The organism is Paraburkholderia rhizosphaerae (genome assembly GCF_004366595.1).
Taxonomy (GTDB): domain Bacteria; phylum Pseudomonadota; class Gammaproteobacteria; order Burkholderiales; family Burkholderiaceae; genus Paraburkholderia; species Paraburkholderia rhizosphaerae.
Genome location: NZ_SORE01000016.1, coordinates 24076 through 40228 on the forward strand (window position 1 = coordinate 24076; position 16153 = coordinate 40228).

Consider the following 16153-nt stretch of genomic DNA (forward strand, 5'->3'; position numbering starts at 1 on the left):
CGCTCAAACGATATTCATCGCGAGCGCGCTCTCGCGATAGTGCTCGCTGGCCTTCGCGGTGTCGCCCAGTTGCTCGTGCAGGCGCGCGAGCGCGCGATGCGAACGGATTTTCAATGTCTCGTTATCGGCAAGCTTCAGCGCCGCTTCGAGGAACGACTGCGCTTTGCCCCACAGCTGCTGATGCAAGCACAACCGGCCAAGCGCGAACATCAGATCAGCGTCGTCCGGCCGTTCCTTCTGCCATCCTTCGGCCTTCTGAATGAGCGGCAGCGCATCGCCGCCCGCCGTATCCGGATAGCGGCGCAGCAGCCGCGCGTCCCAGTTCTGCGCGAGCGCCTCTTCGACAATCTTCCGCGCATCCTGCGGCCGGTTCAGCGCGATCAGGAGTTCCGCGGCGAGATCGGCGAGACGCGGCGAATGCCGCTCGGCCGGCGACAGCGAATTCCACAGTTCGAGCAGTGCGTCCGCGTTGTGGCGCCGGTCGCGCAACAGGTTCTCGGCGGCTAGCTGCCGCAGCCGCACCGCGACCGCCGGATGAATCGCTTCGCGCTTCTCCAGCGATTTCACGAGCTTTAGCACTTCGCCCCAGTTCTTCAGTTGCTGCTGCGCGCGCAACGCGATCTGCTGCGCGTGAATGCGCCGTCCGCCCTGCGATTGCATCTCGAGCAGCGCGGCGAGCGCACCGTCCGCGTCGCGGCCGTCCGCGCGCATATCGGCGGTCGCCATCAGTCGTGCGTCCTGCCAGTCGGTTGCATCGATCTTCGCGAGCCATTCGTCGCGGCGCGCATATTCATGCATGCGGTGCGCGGCATTCGCCGCGATCAACCCGGCCGCGCCCTGGTTCGCGTCATGCGCGAGCGAGTCGCGCGCCGCCTTTTCCGCGCGCGAGAAGCGCCCCGCATACAGATTGCCGATTGCATCGCGCAGCGCCGCATGCGCTTTGGCGACGCGCGTGCGTGCGCGATACGCGGCGACACGCTGCGGCATGCGCCAGATATTGCGGACGAGGCGCGCGAGCGCATACAGCACGATAAATACGACAACCAGCGCGATGATGAACAGGTTCAGCGAAATATCGACGCGATACGGCGGATACACGAGCAGCACCTGCCCGGTATCGAAGCGCCCCGCCAGCGCGAACACCACCGCGATCACAAACAGGAACGCAAGCCACAGGAGTCCTCGAAGCGCCATCGTCAACTCCGGCTACGGTATTGATGAACCGCTTGCAGGCTGGTGTCGAGATTCGGCACCTGGACTGCGCCCGACGCGTCGTTGACCTCCTTCACGAGCGCCCGAACCGTCTGCGTATTCTTCGACGACGCGTCGAAGTAATGCGCGAGCGCCGCGTCGGCCGCCTGCAAATCCGAACGCAGCGTCGCCTCGTTGCGCGAGAGCAGCGCAAGACGGGCGGACAACAGCCGCAGCTTCAGGTTCTCGCGCAGGAAGTAGCCCTGGTCGGGCGCGACCATCATCGCATCCGCATTGTCGATGCGGCGCACACTGACGAGGCTCGCCAGTTGCTCACCGATGCCGGACACGAAGCCATGCCACCACACTTTCCAGCGCGGCTCGCCGGTTGCTGCCGCGACCTTGTCGGTGTTGGCGGGCGGCGTCGCATGCGGCGTGGCATGAGCGATCGGCGCCTCGCCGGCGAGCGGCAGCACGTCGACCATTTCGATCGCGTTATCTAGCTTGATCGCGAGGCCGGTCAGATCGGTCGACGGCGCAGCCTTCAGTTTTTCGATGTCCGCGCCGATCGCCTTGCGCACCGCGAGCGCCTGCGGGCTGTCCGACGCGGCAAGGCGCGCATCGGCGCTTTGCAGCGCAAACAGCGCGAGCTGCGTGTTGCCGGTCAGTTGCAACTGCTCGCTCGCGCTCGACAGCGTCTGGCCGACTTCGGCCATCGTCCAGTCGTCGCGGTTGCGCGCGAGATCCGCATATTGCTGTTGCAGCGCCTGTTGCGCGTTCTGCGCGTCGGCGAGCTTGCCTTCGAGCTGCGCCATCTGCGTATCGACGCCGCGCACGGTCGCGAGCGCCTGCTCGGTCTTGACCCGCAATTCGCCGGTTGTCGCGTCGTTGATCTGCTGGCGTTTGGTCAATTCCTGATCGAGCCGGATCAGCTTGCGATTCAGCGCGAGGCCGCCCGCCACCGCCGCACACAGCACGATGACGATGACCAACCACAGCAGCCCCGTTCCGCCGCGGCGACGCGGCTGCTGCGCCTCGAACGGCGTAAACGGCTGGTTCGGCGGCAGCGGTCGGGCACCGGCCGGCGTGGAAGGGTTCGTGGATGCGGTCGAATCAGTCATGCGTGCTTGAGCCGGGTTGGTCTGAACCGGTTGAACTTCGGAAGGCGTGACGGCGGACAGCAGCGCGCGGACGATACGTTCGTCGCCCGCGCCGGACACCGTAATGCTATCAAAACCCAATGCCCGCGCGGTTTCCGCGATGCGTGGGTGGGGCGCGACGAACGGCGCGTGCTTCAGTTGAGCCTGTTCGCTCACGGTCAGATGATCGCGGGCGAGCTCGCTCAGATTGCGCACACCTTCGGAGCTGGTGACGACCCACACGTGCGGCTCGCCGGCGAGCAGCGCGTGAATCCGCTCCCAGCTGCGCACCGACGGCTCCGGCACGATGCGCCGGTAGGCGGCAACTGCATCGACTTGCGCGCCGGCTTCGCGCAACCGGTCGGCGAGCCACTCGCGGCCGCCGTCGCCGCGCACGATCAACACACGCTTGCGATCGAATGCGTTCGCGCCGAGCGTCGTTTCGAGCGCCGCGTACAGCCCTTCGGAATCGAAGCGCGCGCCATCGTTGCCATTCTTATCGTCGTCCGCATGCGACGGCGGGCTGATCACCTGATACGCGGGCGAAGCGACGCCATGCCGCGCCAGCGCCGCAACGCTACCCGGACCGACGACGCCGATCGGCAGCGCATGCGGCCAGATCGCGTTGAAGCGGGCGAACGCGGCGTCGATTGCGTTCGGCGACACGAATACGACGAGCGCATAGTTCGCGAGCGCGGCGAACGCGGCGTCGAGCGGTGCCGCGTCCGTCGCCGGAGCGATGTCGATCAGCGGAAATTCGACGCTCGCCACGCCCGCTTCGGCGAGTTGCGCGGCCAATGCGCCGGACTGGCCCGCCGGCCGCGTGAGCACCGCGGTCAGACGGTCGTGCCGGTTCGCGCGCGTGCCATCAGCGTTGTTCTGTGCGCTGTGTTGCGTACCGCCGCTGGCCGCGCCGCCTGCGTCGCGAGGTGCGCCGCTCGCGCCGTCCGTCGACGACCCGCTGTGATGGTTATCTTGCGCCCCGGCCGTCATTACGCGCCGGCCGCGGAACCATCCGCGCTGCTCAAGGCTCGCACGATGTCGAGCGCGCCCTGGCTTTCGAGCTCGCTCGCCACTTCGCGGCCGAGGCCCATCGCGAGCTCGACGGTCGCCGCGGGCGATGAGCCCTGCGCGTGCAGCACGCGCTGACCGTCCGGTGTCGCGACGAGCGCACGCAGATGCAGTGCGCCGTCATGCCAGACCGCGTGCGCGGCAAGCGGCACCTGACAGCTGCCGCCCAATGCGCGCGACACCGCGCGCTCCGCTTCGACGGCCGCCGCCGTATGTTCGTGATGCAGCGGCGCGAGCCACGCGGCAAGCTCGGCGCGATCCGCGCGGATCTCGATGCCGAGCGCGCCCTGCCCAGCCGACGGCAAACTGTCGATCGGATCGAGCAGTGCACGGATGCGGTCGACGAGACCCAGCCGCTTCAGCCCCGCCGCCGCGAGAATAATCGCCGCGTAGTCGCCGCGATCGAGCTTCGCGAGGCGCGTATCGAGATTGCCGCGCAGCGGCTTCACGATCAGCTCCGGATAGCGCGAGCGCAAACAGGCTTCACGCCGCAGGCTCGACGTGCCGACCACGCTGCCCGGCGGCAACGCCGATAACGTGTCGTAGCTGTTCGATACGAACGCATCGCGCGCGTCCTCGCGTTCGAGGATCGTGCTCAACGCAAAACCGGGCGGCAATTCCATCGGCACATCTTTCAGCGAATGCACCGCGAGGTCCGCGCGGCCATCGGCCAGCGCCGTTTCGAGCTCCTTGACGAAGAGACCCTTGCCGCCGACTTTCGATAGCGTGCGATCGAGAATCTGATCGCCGCGTGTCGTCATGCCGAGGATTCTGACGTCACAGGATGGATATAATTTGTGCAACGCACATCGCACATGTTCGGCCTGCCACATTGCCAGCCTGCTTTCACGCGAGGCGATCACAAGCGTGCTGGGTGGTGTCGCTGAGGGCGTCTCGGAGTTCATCGCTTCAGGCAAAAATTGAATAACGGGATCGACAACAAACAATGTTAGCACGCGCTTCAAGGTCCGCCGCCCGGGCCACGCAGCCTGACCGGCTAGCGCAGATACCCAGGCAGACAGCGCACCCGGCTCGCGCCGGCGAGCGCATCGGCCACCATGATCCAGTTCAATTACGCAATACTCGTGCACGGTCGTTCGCGCGTCGCGACGCGGCCTGCGCGATGATGCGATGCAGTGCGCAGCCGCATCACGGCAAACAGCCGAGCCATCGCACACGAGCGGCTCTGCTCGCGCCCGAGGCCACGCAACACACGAAATCGCAATTCTTCTCTTTATCGACCCTGGCTTTCCGAGGAAACCCATCGTGACGTCTTCCGGATCGGCGCGCAACGCGCGCCGCAATACTGCATCGCCTGAACGCGGCATGGATGCCGCCGCCCGCGCAGAGGCGCCGTCCACCGCCGCTGGAGCACCGGCCGCTGGAGCACCGGCCGCCGGCTCGTTATCCGCCAAACGCGTGGCCGGCAACGGTGCAAGCGCAGCCTTAGCGCAACGGATCACTCAGGCCGCCCGCGTCGAGAAAGCGGACAAGGCCACCAAACCGGTCAAGTCCGCAAAGGCGGATAGACCGGGCAAAACCCCCGCCCGTAAAGCCGCTGGCGAACAGGAAACGGTCCACAAAGCGAAGCGCAGCAAGGTCGTCGCGAACGGCGACGCCGGCCCGGCAGCGGCGCTCGCCGACGCCAACCTCGCGAAGCCGCGGCAGGCCGCGCGCGCCAGCGTGCTCGGCGCCGATTCGGCGGCGGTCGCGAGAACCGCGTCGAAAGACGGTCGCACGCGCGAAGACAAGGACCAGCCGCTTTTCGAAGACATCCGTTATCTGGGCCGCCTGCTCGGCGATGTGCTGCGCGAGCAGGAAGGCGATGAAGTGTTCGAAGTCGTCGAGACGATCCGGCAGACGGCCGTGCGCTTTCGCCGTGAGGACGATAGCGCGGACGCGCAAGCGCTCGACAAGAAGCTGCGCGCGCTGAACCCCGCGCAAACGGTCGCCGTCGTGCGCGCGTTCAGCTATTTCTCACATCTCGCGAATATCGCGGAAGACCGCCATCACAACCGCCGACGCCGGATTCACGAGCTCGCCGGCTCGTCGTCGCAACCGGGCACCGTCGCGCATGCGCTCGAGCGGCTCGACAGCGCGGGCGCCGCGCCGACGCCGGTGCTGCAGCAGTTCTTCGACGACGCGCTGATCGTGCCCGTGCTCACCGCGCACCCAACCGAGGTGCAGCGCAAGAGCATTCTCGATGCGCAGCGCGACATCGCGCGGCTGCTCGCCGAACGCGATCAGCCGCTCACCGCGCGCGAACACGCGACCAACGACGCGCTGCTGCGCGCCCGCGTCACGTCGCTGTGGCAGACGCGGATGCTGCGCGACTCGCGGCTGACGGTCGCCGACGAAATCGAAAACGCGCTGTCGTACTACCGCTCGACGTTCCTGGCCGAAATCCCCGCGCTCTATTCGGATATCGAAGCGGCGCTCGCCGAGCACGGTCTTGCGTCGCGCCTGCCGGCGTTTTTCCAGATGGGCAGCTGGATCGGCGGCGACCGCGACGGCAATCCGAACGTGACCGCGGAAACGCTCGAGTTCGCGATCGCGCGCCAGGCGTCCGTGATCTTCGAGCACTATCTGAACGAAATTCACGAACTCGGCGCGGAACTGGCAGTGTCGTATCTGCTCGCCGGCAGCAGCGATACGCTGAAGGCGCTTGCCGACGCGTCGCCGGACCGCTCGCCGCATCGCGTCGACGAGCCGTACCGGCGCGCGCTGATCGGCGTGTACGCGCGCATGGCGGCCACCGCGCGCGAACGGCTGGGCGAAGGCGTCGTCGCGACGCGCCCGGCGAGCCGCGACGCGCGACCTTACGCGGACGCCGACGAATTCGTACGCGACCTCGACGTGCTGATCGAGTCGCTCGCGCAACACCACGGCGAGTCGCTCGCGACGCCGCGGCTGTCGCCGCTCGTGCGCGCGGCCGAGGTATTCGGCTTTCATCTCGCGTCGATCGACCTGCGCCAGAGCTCCGACGTGCATGAAGCGGTGATCGCCGAACTGCTGCAACGCGCGGGCGTCGCCGACGACTACGCGGCGCTGCCCGAAGCGGACAAGCTGCAGGTGCTGCTCGCGGAGCTCGCGCAGCCGCGGCTGTTGCGCTCGCCGTACATCGGGTATTCGGATCTCGTCAAAAGCGAGCTCGGCGTGCTTGAAGCCGCGCGTGTGACCCGCGAGAAATTCGGCGCGCGCGCGGTGCGCAACTACATCATTTCTCATACCGAGACGGTCAGCGACCTGATTGAAGTGATGCTGCTGCAGAAGGAAACCGGGCTGCTGCAGGGGCTGCTCGGCGCCGCGCACGATCCGGCGCGCGCGGGCCTGATGGTCATCCCGCTGTTCGAGACCATTCCCGATTTACGCAACGCGTCGCACATCATGCGCGACCTGATGGCGTTGCCGGGCATCGAGGCGATCATCGAGCATCAGGGCAATGAACAGGAAGTGATGCTCGGCTACTCGGACAGCAACAAGGACGGCGGCTTCCTCACGTCGAACTGGGAGCTGTATCGCGCGGAACTTGCGCTCGTGTCGCTGTTCAACGATCGCGGCGTGACGCTGCGGCTGTTCCACGGCCGCGGCGGCACGGTCGGCCGCGGTGGCGGCCCGACCTACCAGGCGATCCTGTCGCAGCCGCCGGGCACCGTCGACGGGCAAATCCGGCTGACCGAGCAAGGCGAAGTGATCGCCAGCAAGTTCGGCAATCCGGAGATCGGCCGGCGCAATCTGGAGACGGTGATCGCCGCGACGCTCGAAGCGTCGCTGGCGCCGCACGGTGACGCGCGCGCGCAGTTGCCGGGCCCGTTGCCCGCGCAACTGCCGGTATTCGAAGAAACGATGCAGAACCTGTCGGATGCGGCGATGCAGGCGTACCGCGCGCTGGTCTATGAAACACCCAGTTTTGTCGACTACTTCTTCGCGTCGACACCGATCACCGAGATCGCCGAACTCAATATCGGCAGCCGGCCCGCGTCGCGCAAGCTGCAGGATCCGAAGAACCGCAAGATCGAAGATCTGCGCGCGATTCCCTGGGGCTTTTCGTGGGGTCAATGCCGGCTGCTGCTGACCGGCTGGTATGGCTTCGGCAGCGCGGTCGGCGGCTGGCTCGACGCGTCGGCGAACGACACCGAGCGCGCGCGACGCTTGCAACTGCTGCGCCAGATGCACAAGACCTGGCCGTTCTTTTCGAATCTGCTGTCGAACATGGACATGGTGCTCGCGAAGACCGACCTGGCGGTCGCGTCGCGCTACGCGCAACTGGTCGAAGACAAGAAGGTGCGCAAGCACGTGTTCGAGCGGATCGTCGCGGAATGGGAGCGCACCTCGAACGTGCTGTCGGAGATCACCGGCAAGAAAGAACGGCTCGCGGACAACCCGCTGCTTGCGCGTTCGATCAAGAACCGCTTCCCGTATCTCGATCCGCTGAACCACCTGCAGGTCGAATTGCTGAAGCGGCATCGCTCCGGCGACAAGAACACGCGCTTGCGCCGCGGCATCCATTTGACGATCAACGGGATTGCGGCGGGATTGCGTAATACGGGCTAAGCACTCGTTTGCTGCCGCGCTTCGTCGCGGCGTTCGATGTGCCGCGAGGGCACGGGGTGGCTGGATCGCACCCCGTGCCCTTTCTTTTTCTGGCGATGCGCACTCAATGCGCTTCGATCATCAACACATCGAGTTCGAATGAGCCATCCGCCTGCACCGCGAAATATTGACGGACTTCGTCCGGCGCGTTTTCCCACAGCGAGCGGATCGCCGTCACCCGCGGCGCCGGCGTGCGCATCCGCGTGACCCATGCGTCGAATTCGATCGGCATTCGCCAGCGCTCGCTCAGATTCGCGGTAAAGCCCGCGTGCGCAAAGAACGCGAGCCATTCGTCGGCGCGGTAGTCGCGGATATGCGAACCGTCGCGCAACACTTCCACCGCCTGCAGATACGTATCGAGCAGCGGATGATCGGTGCCCGCGATGTCGATAAAGAGTGCGCGGCCACCCGGCTTCAGTACGCGGCGCGCTTCGGCGAGCGCCTGCCGCACATCGTGCCAATGGTGCGCGGAGAACCGGCTGATCACCCAGTCAAATGAGCCATCGTCAAACGGCAGGCTTTCCGCGGCGCCCTGCTGCGTCACGATATTGCCGAGGCCGCGATCGATCGCCGCGGTGGCGACCGTCGCGAGCATCGGGCGCGCGAGATCGTACGCGACCACCGTCGCCGCGTGCGGCGCGACCGCGAAGCTCGCGTGGCCCGCGCCGCAGCCCATATCGAGCACAACCGCCTGCGGTGTATTCGCGACCCGCTTTGCCAGCGTCTGCAGGTCCTTGCCGGTTGCATGCACGTGGCTCGTCAAATAGTTCGCGGCGGTCTGGCCGAATACGTCGGTCACCTGATCCTGATGTCTCATGGTTCACTCCCTGGCCCGTGCGAGGTCGTTGTCCGGTGGTCTGAACGGATGCGTTTGTGACGGGCGACATCGCGTGGCATTCGCATACGTGGCCCGAATCGTTAAAATAGAGCGCCGTCTGTACCAGTACAAGGCAAGCAACTATTCTGGTATCAACAACACCCGCCTACCGACCATGACCCTGCCGTCCGACGACGCCACGCCCGACGCTCCACCGCCACTCGATACGACACCCGCCCGCGCGCTCGGCGAATTTATCCGCGCGCACCGCGAACGGCTGTCGCCGCTCGCGGTCGGCTTGCCGCCCGGCCCGCGGCGGCGCACACCCGGGCTGCGCCGCGAGGAAGTCGCGCAGCTGTGCGGCGTGAGCCCGACCTGGTACACATGGATCGAGCAAGGCCGCCCGGTGTCCGCGTCGCCCGATGCGCTTGCGCGGATCGCGGTTGCACTGCAACTGTCGCGCGCCGAGCGCGCGTATCTGTTCGAACTCGCCGCGCAACGCGACCCGGCCGAGCCCGACACAGGCGGCGCCGACACGCCCGCGATGCTGCTGAAAACCGTGCAGCTCGTGCAATCGCCCGCCTACGTGCTCGACCGCCAATGGAACGCGATCGCGTGGAACGCGCCCGCGGCCGACCTGTTCGTCGGCTGGCTCGACGGCGACAACGACCGCAACCTGCTGCGCTACACGTTTCTGTCACCGGTCGGGCGCGCGCTGATCGTCGACTGGGAATCGCGCGCGCGGCGTCTGGCGGCCGAGTTTCGCGCGGATTCGATCCGGCATCTGAACGACGCGCCGACGCGTGCGCTGATCGATGTGCTGATCGGCGCAAGCGATGCATTCGCGCACTTCTGGGCGTCGCAAGACGTTGGCGAACGCGAAGGCGGACGGCGTGATTTCGAGCATCCGCGCGACGGGCGGATTGCTTACGACCAGATCACGTTCAAACCTGCGCATCGCGAGGACCTGAAGCTCATCGTGCTGGTGCGTGAGCGCTAAGCCGACGTGCGTCGCGGCAGGCGCTTGCGCACGCGCCGGGTGTTAAAATCGGCGTCTTCGCTTGCGAGCCCCGGCCCGCGGCCGCGGCACCGGCGTTGTCCGTGTCTTACCCGGTGCATCGCCGGTCCGGCCCCCGCCGTCCGCTTCCCGTTCACCCGCTTTGATCACCATTCGCGTCCTTACACCATGACGTCCCAACTGCACAAAAAAGGCGAAGCCTGGTCGGCTCGCTTCTCGGAACCGATGTCGGAGCTCGTCAAGCGCTATACGTCATCGGTTTTCTTCGACAAGCGTCTCGCACTCGTCGACATCCAGGGGTCGCTCGCGCACGCGTCGATGCTCGCCGCGCAGAAGATCATCTGCGCGGACGATCTCGCGGCGATCGAGCGTGGCATGGCGCAAATCACCGGTGAAATCGAGCGCGGCGAGTTCGAATGGCAACTCGATCTTGAAGACGTGCACCTGAACATCGAAGCGCGCCTGACCGCGCTGATCGGCGACGCGGGCAAGCGTCTGCATACGGGCCGTTCCCGCAACGACCAGGTCGCGACCGACATTCGCTTGTGGCTGCGCGGCGAAATCGACCGGATCGGCGGCTTGCTGAAAGATTTGCGCGGCGCGCTGATCGACCTGGCAGAGCAGCATGCGCAAACGATCATGCCGGGCTTCACGCATCTGCAGGTCGCACAGCCGGTCACGTTCGGGCATCACCTGCTCGCGTATGTCGAGATGTTTTCGCGCGACGCCGAACGCATGCGCGACTGCCGCACGCGCGTGAACCGCCTGCCGCTCGGCGCGGCGGCGCTCGCCGGCACCAGCTATCCGATCGACCGGCATGCAGTTGCAAAGACGCTCGGCTTCGACGGCATCTGCGCGAATTCGCTCGACGCGGTGTCCGATCGCGATTTCGCGATCGAATTCACCGCGGCGGCCGCACTGGTGATGACGCACGTGTCGCGCTTTTCCGAAGAGCTCGTGCTGTGGATGAGCCCGCGCATCGGCTTTATCGATCTGGCGGACCGCTTCTGCACCGGCTCATCGATCATGCCGCAGAAGAAGAACCCCGATGTGCCGGAACTCGCACGCGGCAAGACCGGCCGTGTGAACGGGCATCTGATCGCGCTGCTCACGCTGATGAAAGGCCAGCCGCTCGCGTACAACAAGGATAATCAGGAAGACAAGGAGCCACTGTTCGACACCGTCGATACGGTCGCCGACACGCTGCGGATCTTCGCGGAAATGGTCGCGGGCATCACGGTGAAGCCGCAGGCGATGCGCGCCGCGGCGCTGCAGGGCTTTTCGACCGCGACCGACCTTGCCGACTATCTGGTGAAGCGCGGCCTGCCGTTTCGCGATGCGCACGAAGCGGTCGCGCATGCGGTGCGTATCTGCGTCGATCGCAACTGCGATCTCGCGGACCTGTCACTCGACGAAATGCGCGCCGAGTTGCCGAACGTCGCGCATCTGATCGGCGACGATGTGTTCGGTTATCTGACGCTGGAAGGTTCGGTCGCGAGCCGCAATCATCCGGGCGGCACCGCGCCGGACCAGGTGCGTGCCGCCGCGCAGGCCGCACGCGCGGCGTTGAAGTAATGCCGCACGCGGCGCGCGCAACCATCGCGTAAAGGCGACAAGCGGCTGCAAGCGCGGCGTTCCACCACCGCGCTTGCGGCGCGACTCATGCGCGTGCCGCGGCTAGTAGTTCCCCGCCATCTCCGACAGTTTCTTCAGCGTCGCGACGCGCGCGCCGATCAGATCGACGCGCGCATCTTCATCGCCCAGCAGCGCGGTTGCGTCGAGATATGCTTGCCACGTTTGCTGCGCGCGCCACAACACCGGCCACGAACGCCGCGGCATCTTGTTCACGAGTTGCCGGTAGTAGTGGTTCACATCCCCGCTCGCGTGCACGCATTGCGGGTCGGCGAGGCAAGTGCGAAGTCGTGCCGGCGTTGCGGGTCCGCCCGGCGCCGCGGCGACATCGCGTAACGCAAGCGCGCGAGCACGCACCGGCTGCAGACGCAAATCCCCTTCCGACAGCTGATAACGCGTACCGCGTGTCGTCGCGGTCACCGCATCCAGCATCTGCATCTCCGCCGTGCGCCACGCCTTCCAGCGCTTCTCGCTCAGTTCCCAGCGCCGGCGCTGACCGGCCGGCACCTTCGCAAGCACCTTCTCGAACGACTGGTCGATCGAGGCTTCCCACGCGAGCCGCGCGGTGTCCATGCACTGCAGTTGCCCTGCCGTCGATGACATATCGGCGCGCGCAAGACACGTGCGCATTGCCGTATCGATCGGATCCGCGGCCGCGACTTCCGCGCGCGCGTCCGTCGACGCGCCCGCCAGTAACGCGACACCCGTCACCACTGCCGCGGCCATCGATGCCGCTGCGAGCGCGCGAAGGGCAGCCGCTGTTTTTAACGCCTTCACCATCCCATCACCATCCACTCACCATCCACTCACCATCCACTCACCAACGTCAGTCGCGCACGCAGTCGACGAAGTACTCGATACGGCCATTGATCACTTCGCCGACGAGCCCGTGGATATCCGTATGGAAGCCCGGGAAGCGCTCGTTGAATTCGCGCGCGAATTGCAGGTAGCGCACGATCGTCCGGTTGAAGCGCTCGCCAGGGATCAGCAACGGAATGCCCGGCGGATACGGGGTCAGCAGAATCGACGTGACGCGGCCTTCGAGTTCGTCGATCGGCACCCGGTCGACCTCGCGGTGCGCGAGCTTCGCGAACGCGTCGGACGGCTTCATCGCCGGCTCCATGTTCGACAGATACATCTCGGTGGTGAGCCGCGCGATATCGTTCGCGCGATACACGCTATGAATCTGCTCGCACAGGTCGCGCAAGCCGATTCGCTCATACGCCGGGTGCTGCGCGACGAATTCCGGCAGCACGCGCCATAGCGGCTGGTTGTTGTCGTAGTCGTCCTTGAACTGCTGCAGTTCGGTGACCATCGAGTTCCAGCGACCCTTCGTGATGCCGATCGTGAACATGATGAAGAACGAGTACAACCCGGTCTTCTCGACGATGATGCCGTGCTCCGCGAGATACTTTGTGACGATCGCGGCCGGAATGCCGGTTTCGCCGAATTCGCCGTCGACAGTCAACCCCGGCGTAATGATCGTCGCCTTGATCGGGTCGAGCATGTTGAAGCCCTCGGCCAGCGCGCCGAAGCCATGCCAATGGTCATTTGGCCGCAGCATCCAGTCTTCGCGCGAGCCGATGCCCTCTTCCGCGAGTTCGTCGGGACCCCACACCTTGAAGAACCAGTCGACGCCGAATTCGTCATCGACCTTGCGCATCGCGCGGCGGAAATCGAGCGCCTCCGCGATCGACTCCTCGACGAGCGCGGTGCCGCCCGGCGGCTCCATCATCGCGGCGGCGACGTCGCACGACGCGATGATCGCGTACTGCGGACTGGTCGACGTATGCATCAGATACGCCTCATTGAAGCGATGGCGATCGAACGTGCTGTTCTCCGAGTCCTGCACCAGAATTTGCGATGCCTGCGAGATGCCCGCGAGCAGCTTGTGCGTCGAGTGCGTCGCGAACACCAGCGCGCCGGTGCGCGGCCGGCCCGCGCCGATCGCGTGCATATCCTGGTAGAACTCGTGGAACTCCGCATGCGGCAGCCACGCTTCGTCGAAATGCAGTGTGTCGAGCAGATCGCCGAGCAGATCCTTGATCATTTCGACGTTGTAGACCACGCCGTCGTACGTGCTTTGCGTGATGGTCAGAATGCGCGGCTTCAGATTCGGGTTCTTCGCGAGCGCCTCGCGCGCGAACGGATTCGCCTCGATCTTCTTGCGGATGTTCTCCGGCTTGAACTCGTCGCGCGGAATCGGCCCGATGATGCCGAAGTGATTGCGCGTCGGCGTGAGGAACACCGGAATCGCGTGCGTCATTGTGATCGCGTGCAGGATCGACTTGTGACAGTTGCGATCGACCAGCACGATATCGCCCGGTGCGACCGTCGCGTGCCAGACGATCTTGTTCGACGTCGACGTGCCGTTGGTCACGAAGAACAGATGATCCGCGCTGAAAATGCGCGCCGCGTTGCGCTCCGACGCGGCGACCGGCCCGGTGTGGTCGAGCAGCTGGCCGAGCTCGTCGACAGCGTTGCAGACGTCCGCGCGCAGCATGTTCTCGCCGAAGAACTGGTGGAACATCTGACCCAGCGGGTTCTTCAGGAACGCGACGCCGCCCGAATGCCCGGGGCAGTGCCACGAATACGAACCTTCCTCCGCGTACTGCACGAGCTCCTTGAAGAACGGCGGCGCGAGCGAATCGAGATAGACCTTCGCCTCGCGGATGATGTGCCGCGCGACGAACTCCGGCGTGTCCTCGAACATATGGATGAAGCCGTGCAGCTCGCGCAGGATATCGTTCGGCAAATGCCGCGACGTGCGCGTCTCGCCGTACAGGAAGATCGGGATGTCCGCATTGCGCTTGCGCACCGCGGCGACGAACGCGCGCAGATCGACAATCGCGGGCGCGAGCTCCGGCGTGGCGCCGTCAGTCGTGTTTTCGACATACGGCAGCAGTTCGTCGTCGTCGATCGACAGGATAAAGCACGACGCGCGGCTCGACTGCTGCGCGAACGAGGTCAGATCGCCGTAGCTCGTCAGCCCGAGCACTTCCGCGCCTTCTTTCTCGATCGCTTCGGCGAGCGCCCGGATGCCGGAACCCGAAATGTTCTCGGAGCGGAAATCTTCGTCGATGATGACGACGGGAAAGCGAAACTTCATGGGGCGATTCTCCAAAAAGAACGACCGCTATCCGATGTTCTGTTCAGTGGATAGCGGTCCCCGTATTGCGGTGAGTCAAGCGCCTCGGTGGGCGGGCGGCGTCACGTTTTCGGCAACGTCACGCCGTGCTGACCCTGGTATTTGCCGCCGCGATCCGCGTACGACACGTCACAAATTTCGTCGCTTTCGAAGAACAGCACCTGCGCGACACCTTCGTTCGCATAGATTTTCGCAGGCAAAGGTGTCGTATTTGAGAATTCGAGCGTCACGTGCCCTTCCCATTCGGGCTCGAACGGCGTCACGTTGACGATGATCCCGCAGCGCGCATAAGTCGACTTGCCCAGGCACACGGTCAGCACGCTGCGCGGAATCCGGAAGTACTCGACGGTGCGCGCCAGCGCGAACGAGTTCGGCGGGATGATGCAGACATCGCCCTTGAAATCGACAAACGACTTCTCGTCGAAATTCTTCGGATCGACGATCGTCGAATTAATGTTCGTGAAAATCTTGAATTCGTCTGCGCAGCGAATATCGTAGCCGTAGCTCGACGTCCCGTAACTGACGATCTTGCGGCCGTCCTCGGTCGCGCGGACCTGCGACGGCTCGAACGGCTCGATCATCTGATGCTCGGCGGCCATGCGCCGGATCCACTTGTCGGACTTGATGCTCATAGGTAAACGCTGCTGACGTGACGGTGTGATCGGGTGAAATACGGTGCAACTCGAGGTGAGCGCCGCGCCCGGCGCGACAGCCTGTTGCGGCGGGCGCGGGCTGACGAAAGGCGCTCATTTTACGCGAAGGTCGCGGCGGCGCTCCAACATCGGCTCAAGCGCCGGGCAGTCGGCTTGGGAGAGCCGGCTCCCGATGAATGTTCCGCACCTTCGTCGCGAGCTCGAACAGCCGCCCCTATGCGCCGCTACTGCGCCTTGATCAGCCCGCACGCGATGGCCGAACCCGGACCATGCTGCGGATACGCGTAAGGATCGGTCGCGTCGCGATGCAGTAATACCGAGCGCTGCAGCACCGAGCGCACGCCGTCGAGCGATACGTCGGGCGCAACGATAAAGCCAGTCGCGACGCCGGTGCTGTCCGCATGGATATTGCCGAGGTCGCCCTCGACGCGCGCGCCGGTTTTCAGGCGATCGGCGGCGGGCGCGAATACCGCGCCGGCGCTCGAGCCATCCGCGGCGTTGCAGTCGCCGCGCTCGTGCACCTGCAATGCATGGTCGCTGCTCGGTGGCAGGCCGGTGAGGTTGTACGTGACCTGAACGCCGTCCGAGCGCTCGATGAACGTGACCGTGCCGCGTGCCTGGTGACCGAGCGTAGGCAGCATCTGCGCGACGGCGCGCTTTTCCTGCGGCTTCAGGAACGACGTGCAGCCGGCGATGGGCACGCCAATGGCAGCCGTGACGATAAGCGTTATGAAGGCTTGCATCGCACGGCCGTCGTTTCGTTTTCTCATGCGATCCTCTTGTCGAGCGCCGGCCGCCCCTGCGGCCGCGTTGCCAGACCTGATGAAGTCGACATGATACCGCGAGCGGCCCGCCGGAACGCCGTGGCAGGCCTCTACCACCGGCGGCCCG

At 65.5% G+C, this 16153-nt stretch carries 11 protein-coding genes; 3 read left to right on the forward strand and 8 right to left on the reverse strand.

The features are described from left to right. Positions 1-3: 3 nt before the first annotated feature. Genes BX592_RS20545 through hemC form a run of 3 tightly spaced genes read right to left on the reverse strand, consistent with a single transcriptional unit; the run spans position 4 to position 4306 of the window. Positions 4-1194, reverse strand: a complete 1191-nt coding sequence (locus BX592_RS20545) for a heme biosynthesis protein HemY (RefSeq protein ID WP_134193915.1) — start codon at positions 1192-1194, stop codon at positions 4-6. A gap of 2 nt (positions 1195-1196) precedes the next feature. Further along, positions 1197-3323 (reverse strand): fused uroporphyrinogen-III synthase HemD/membrane protein HemX, encoded by a 2127-nt coding sequence (gene hemDX / locus BX592_RS20550; RefSeq protein ID WP_134193917.1) that lies wholly within the window; start codon positions 3321-3323, stop codon positions 1197-1199. Then, positions 3323-4306: a hydroxymethylbilane synthase gene (hemC, locus tag BX592_RS20555; protein ID WP_134193919.1), complete on the reverse strand. Its 984-nt coding sequence runs from the start codon at positions 4304-4306 to the stop codon at positions 3323-3325. The genes hemDX and hemC overlap by 1 nt, the downstream gene beginning before the upstream one ends. 361 nt (positions 4307-4667) lie before the next feature. Here hemC and ppc point away from each other — a divergent pair, with 361 nt between their 5' ends. Continuing rightward, positions 4668-7955 (forward strand): phosphoenolpyruvate carboxylase, encoded by a 3288-nt coding sequence (ppc, locus tag BX592_RS20560; protein WP_134193921.1) that lies wholly within the window; start codon positions 4668-4670, stop codon positions 7953-7955. Positions 7956-8058: 103 nt separating this feature from the next. On the opposite strand, the gene BX592_RS20565 is transcribed toward ppc, so the two are convergent. Continuing rightward, complete coding sequence (locus BX592_RS20565) at positions 8059-8811, reverse strand: class I SAM-dependent methyltransferase (RefSeq protein ID WP_134193923.1); 753 nt, start codon at positions 8809-8811, stop codon at positions 8059-8061. 175 nt (positions 8812-8986) lie between these two features. Here BX592_RS20565 and BX592_RS20570 point away from each other — a divergent pair, with 175 nt between their 5' ends. Further along, the gene (locus tag BX592_RS20570) at positions 8987-9811 is read left to right on the forward strand and encodes a helix-turn-helix transcriptional regulator (RefSeq protein WP_134194135.1); all 825 of its coding nucleotides are present in this window, start codon (positions 8987-8989) and stop codon (positions 9809-9811) included. A 186-nt stretch (positions 9812-9997) separates the two neighbouring features. Continuing rightward, the gene (gene argH, locus BX592_RS20575; protein WP_134193925.1) at positions 9998-11404 is read left to right on the forward strand and encodes an argininosuccinate lyase; all 1407 of its coding nucleotides are present in this window, start codon (positions 9998-10000) and stop codon (positions 11402-11404) included. A gap of 102 nt (positions 11405-11506) precedes the next feature. On the opposite strand, the gene BX592_RS20580 is transcribed toward argH, so the two are convergent. The 4 genes from BX592_RS20580 to BX592_RS20595 all read right to left on the reverse strand — a co-directional run bounded on the left by BX592_RS20580 (position 11507) and on the right by BX592_RS20595 (position 16032). Next, a complete protein-coding gene (locus tag BX592_RS20580) occupies positions 11507-12241 on the reverse strand; it encodes a lysozyme inhibitor LprI family protein (protein WP_134193927.1) in 735 nt (244 codons plus the stop codon). A 46-nt stretch (positions 12242-12287) separates the two neighbouring features. After that, entirely contained in the window at positions 12288-14570 is a 2283-nt protein-coding gene (locus BX592_RS20585) for an arginine/lysine/ornithine decarboxylase (protein ID WP_134193929.1), read from the reverse strand. Between the two features lie 101 nt (positions 14571-14671). After that, complete coding sequence (gene dcd / locus BX592_RS20590; RefSeq protein ID WP_134193931.1) at positions 14672-15241, reverse strand: dCTP deaminase; 570 nt, start codon at positions 15239-15241, stop codon at positions 14672-14674. 245 nt (positions 15242-15486) lie between these two features. Further along, positions 15487-16032 (reverse strand): superoxide dismutase family protein, encoded by a 546-nt coding sequence (locus BX592_RS20595; RefSeq protein ID WP_134193933.1) that lies wholly within the window; start codon positions 16030-16032, stop codon positions 15487-15489. Between the last annotated feature and the right edge of the window lie 121 nt (positions 16033-16153).

What these genes read in the sequence shown, in the direction of transcription:
- argH (WP_134193925.1), top strand. Translation starts at nt 9,998, where the DNA reads ATGACGTCCCAACTGCACAAAAAAGGCGAAGCCTGGTCGGCTCGCTTC.
- hemDX (WP_134193917.1), bottom strand. Translation starts at nt 3,323, where the DNA reads ATGACGGCCGGGGCGCAAGATAACCATCACAGCGGGTCGTCGACGGAC.
- BX592_RS20585 (WP_134193929.1), bottom strand. Translation starts at nt 14,570, where the DNA reads ATGAAGTTTCGCTTTCCCGTCGTCATCATCGACGAAGATTTCCGCTCC.
- BX592_RS20545 (WP_134193915.1), bottom strand. Translation starts at nt 1,194, where the DNA reads ATGGCGCTTCGAGGACTCCTGTGGCTTGCGTTCCTGTTTGTGATCGCG.
- BX592_RS20570 (WP_134194135.1), top strand. Translation starts at nt 8,987, where the DNA reads ATGACCCTGCCGTCCGACGACGCCACGCCCGACGCTCCACCGCCACTC.
- BX592_RS20580 (WP_134193927.1), bottom strand. Translation starts at nt 12,241, where the DNA reads ATGGTGAAGGCGTTAAAAACAGCGGCTGCCCTTCGCGCGCTCGCAGCG.
- dcd (WP_134193931.1), bottom strand. Translation starts at nt 15,241, where the DNA reads ATGAGCATCAAGTCCGACAAGTGGATCCGGCGCATGGCCGCCGAGCAT.
- hemC (WP_134193919.1), bottom strand. Translation starts at nt 4,306, where the DNA reads ATGAACTCCGAGACGCCCTCAGCGACACCACCCAGCACGCTTGTGATC.
- BX592_RS20595 (WP_134193933.1), bottom strand. Translation starts at nt 16,032, where the DNA reads ATGAGAAAACGAAACGACGGCCGTGCGATGCAAGCCTTCATAACGCTT.
- BX592_RS20565 (WP_134193923.1), bottom strand. Translation starts at nt 8,811, where the DNA reads ATGAGACATCAGGATCAGGTGACCGACGTATTCGGCCAGACCGCCGCG.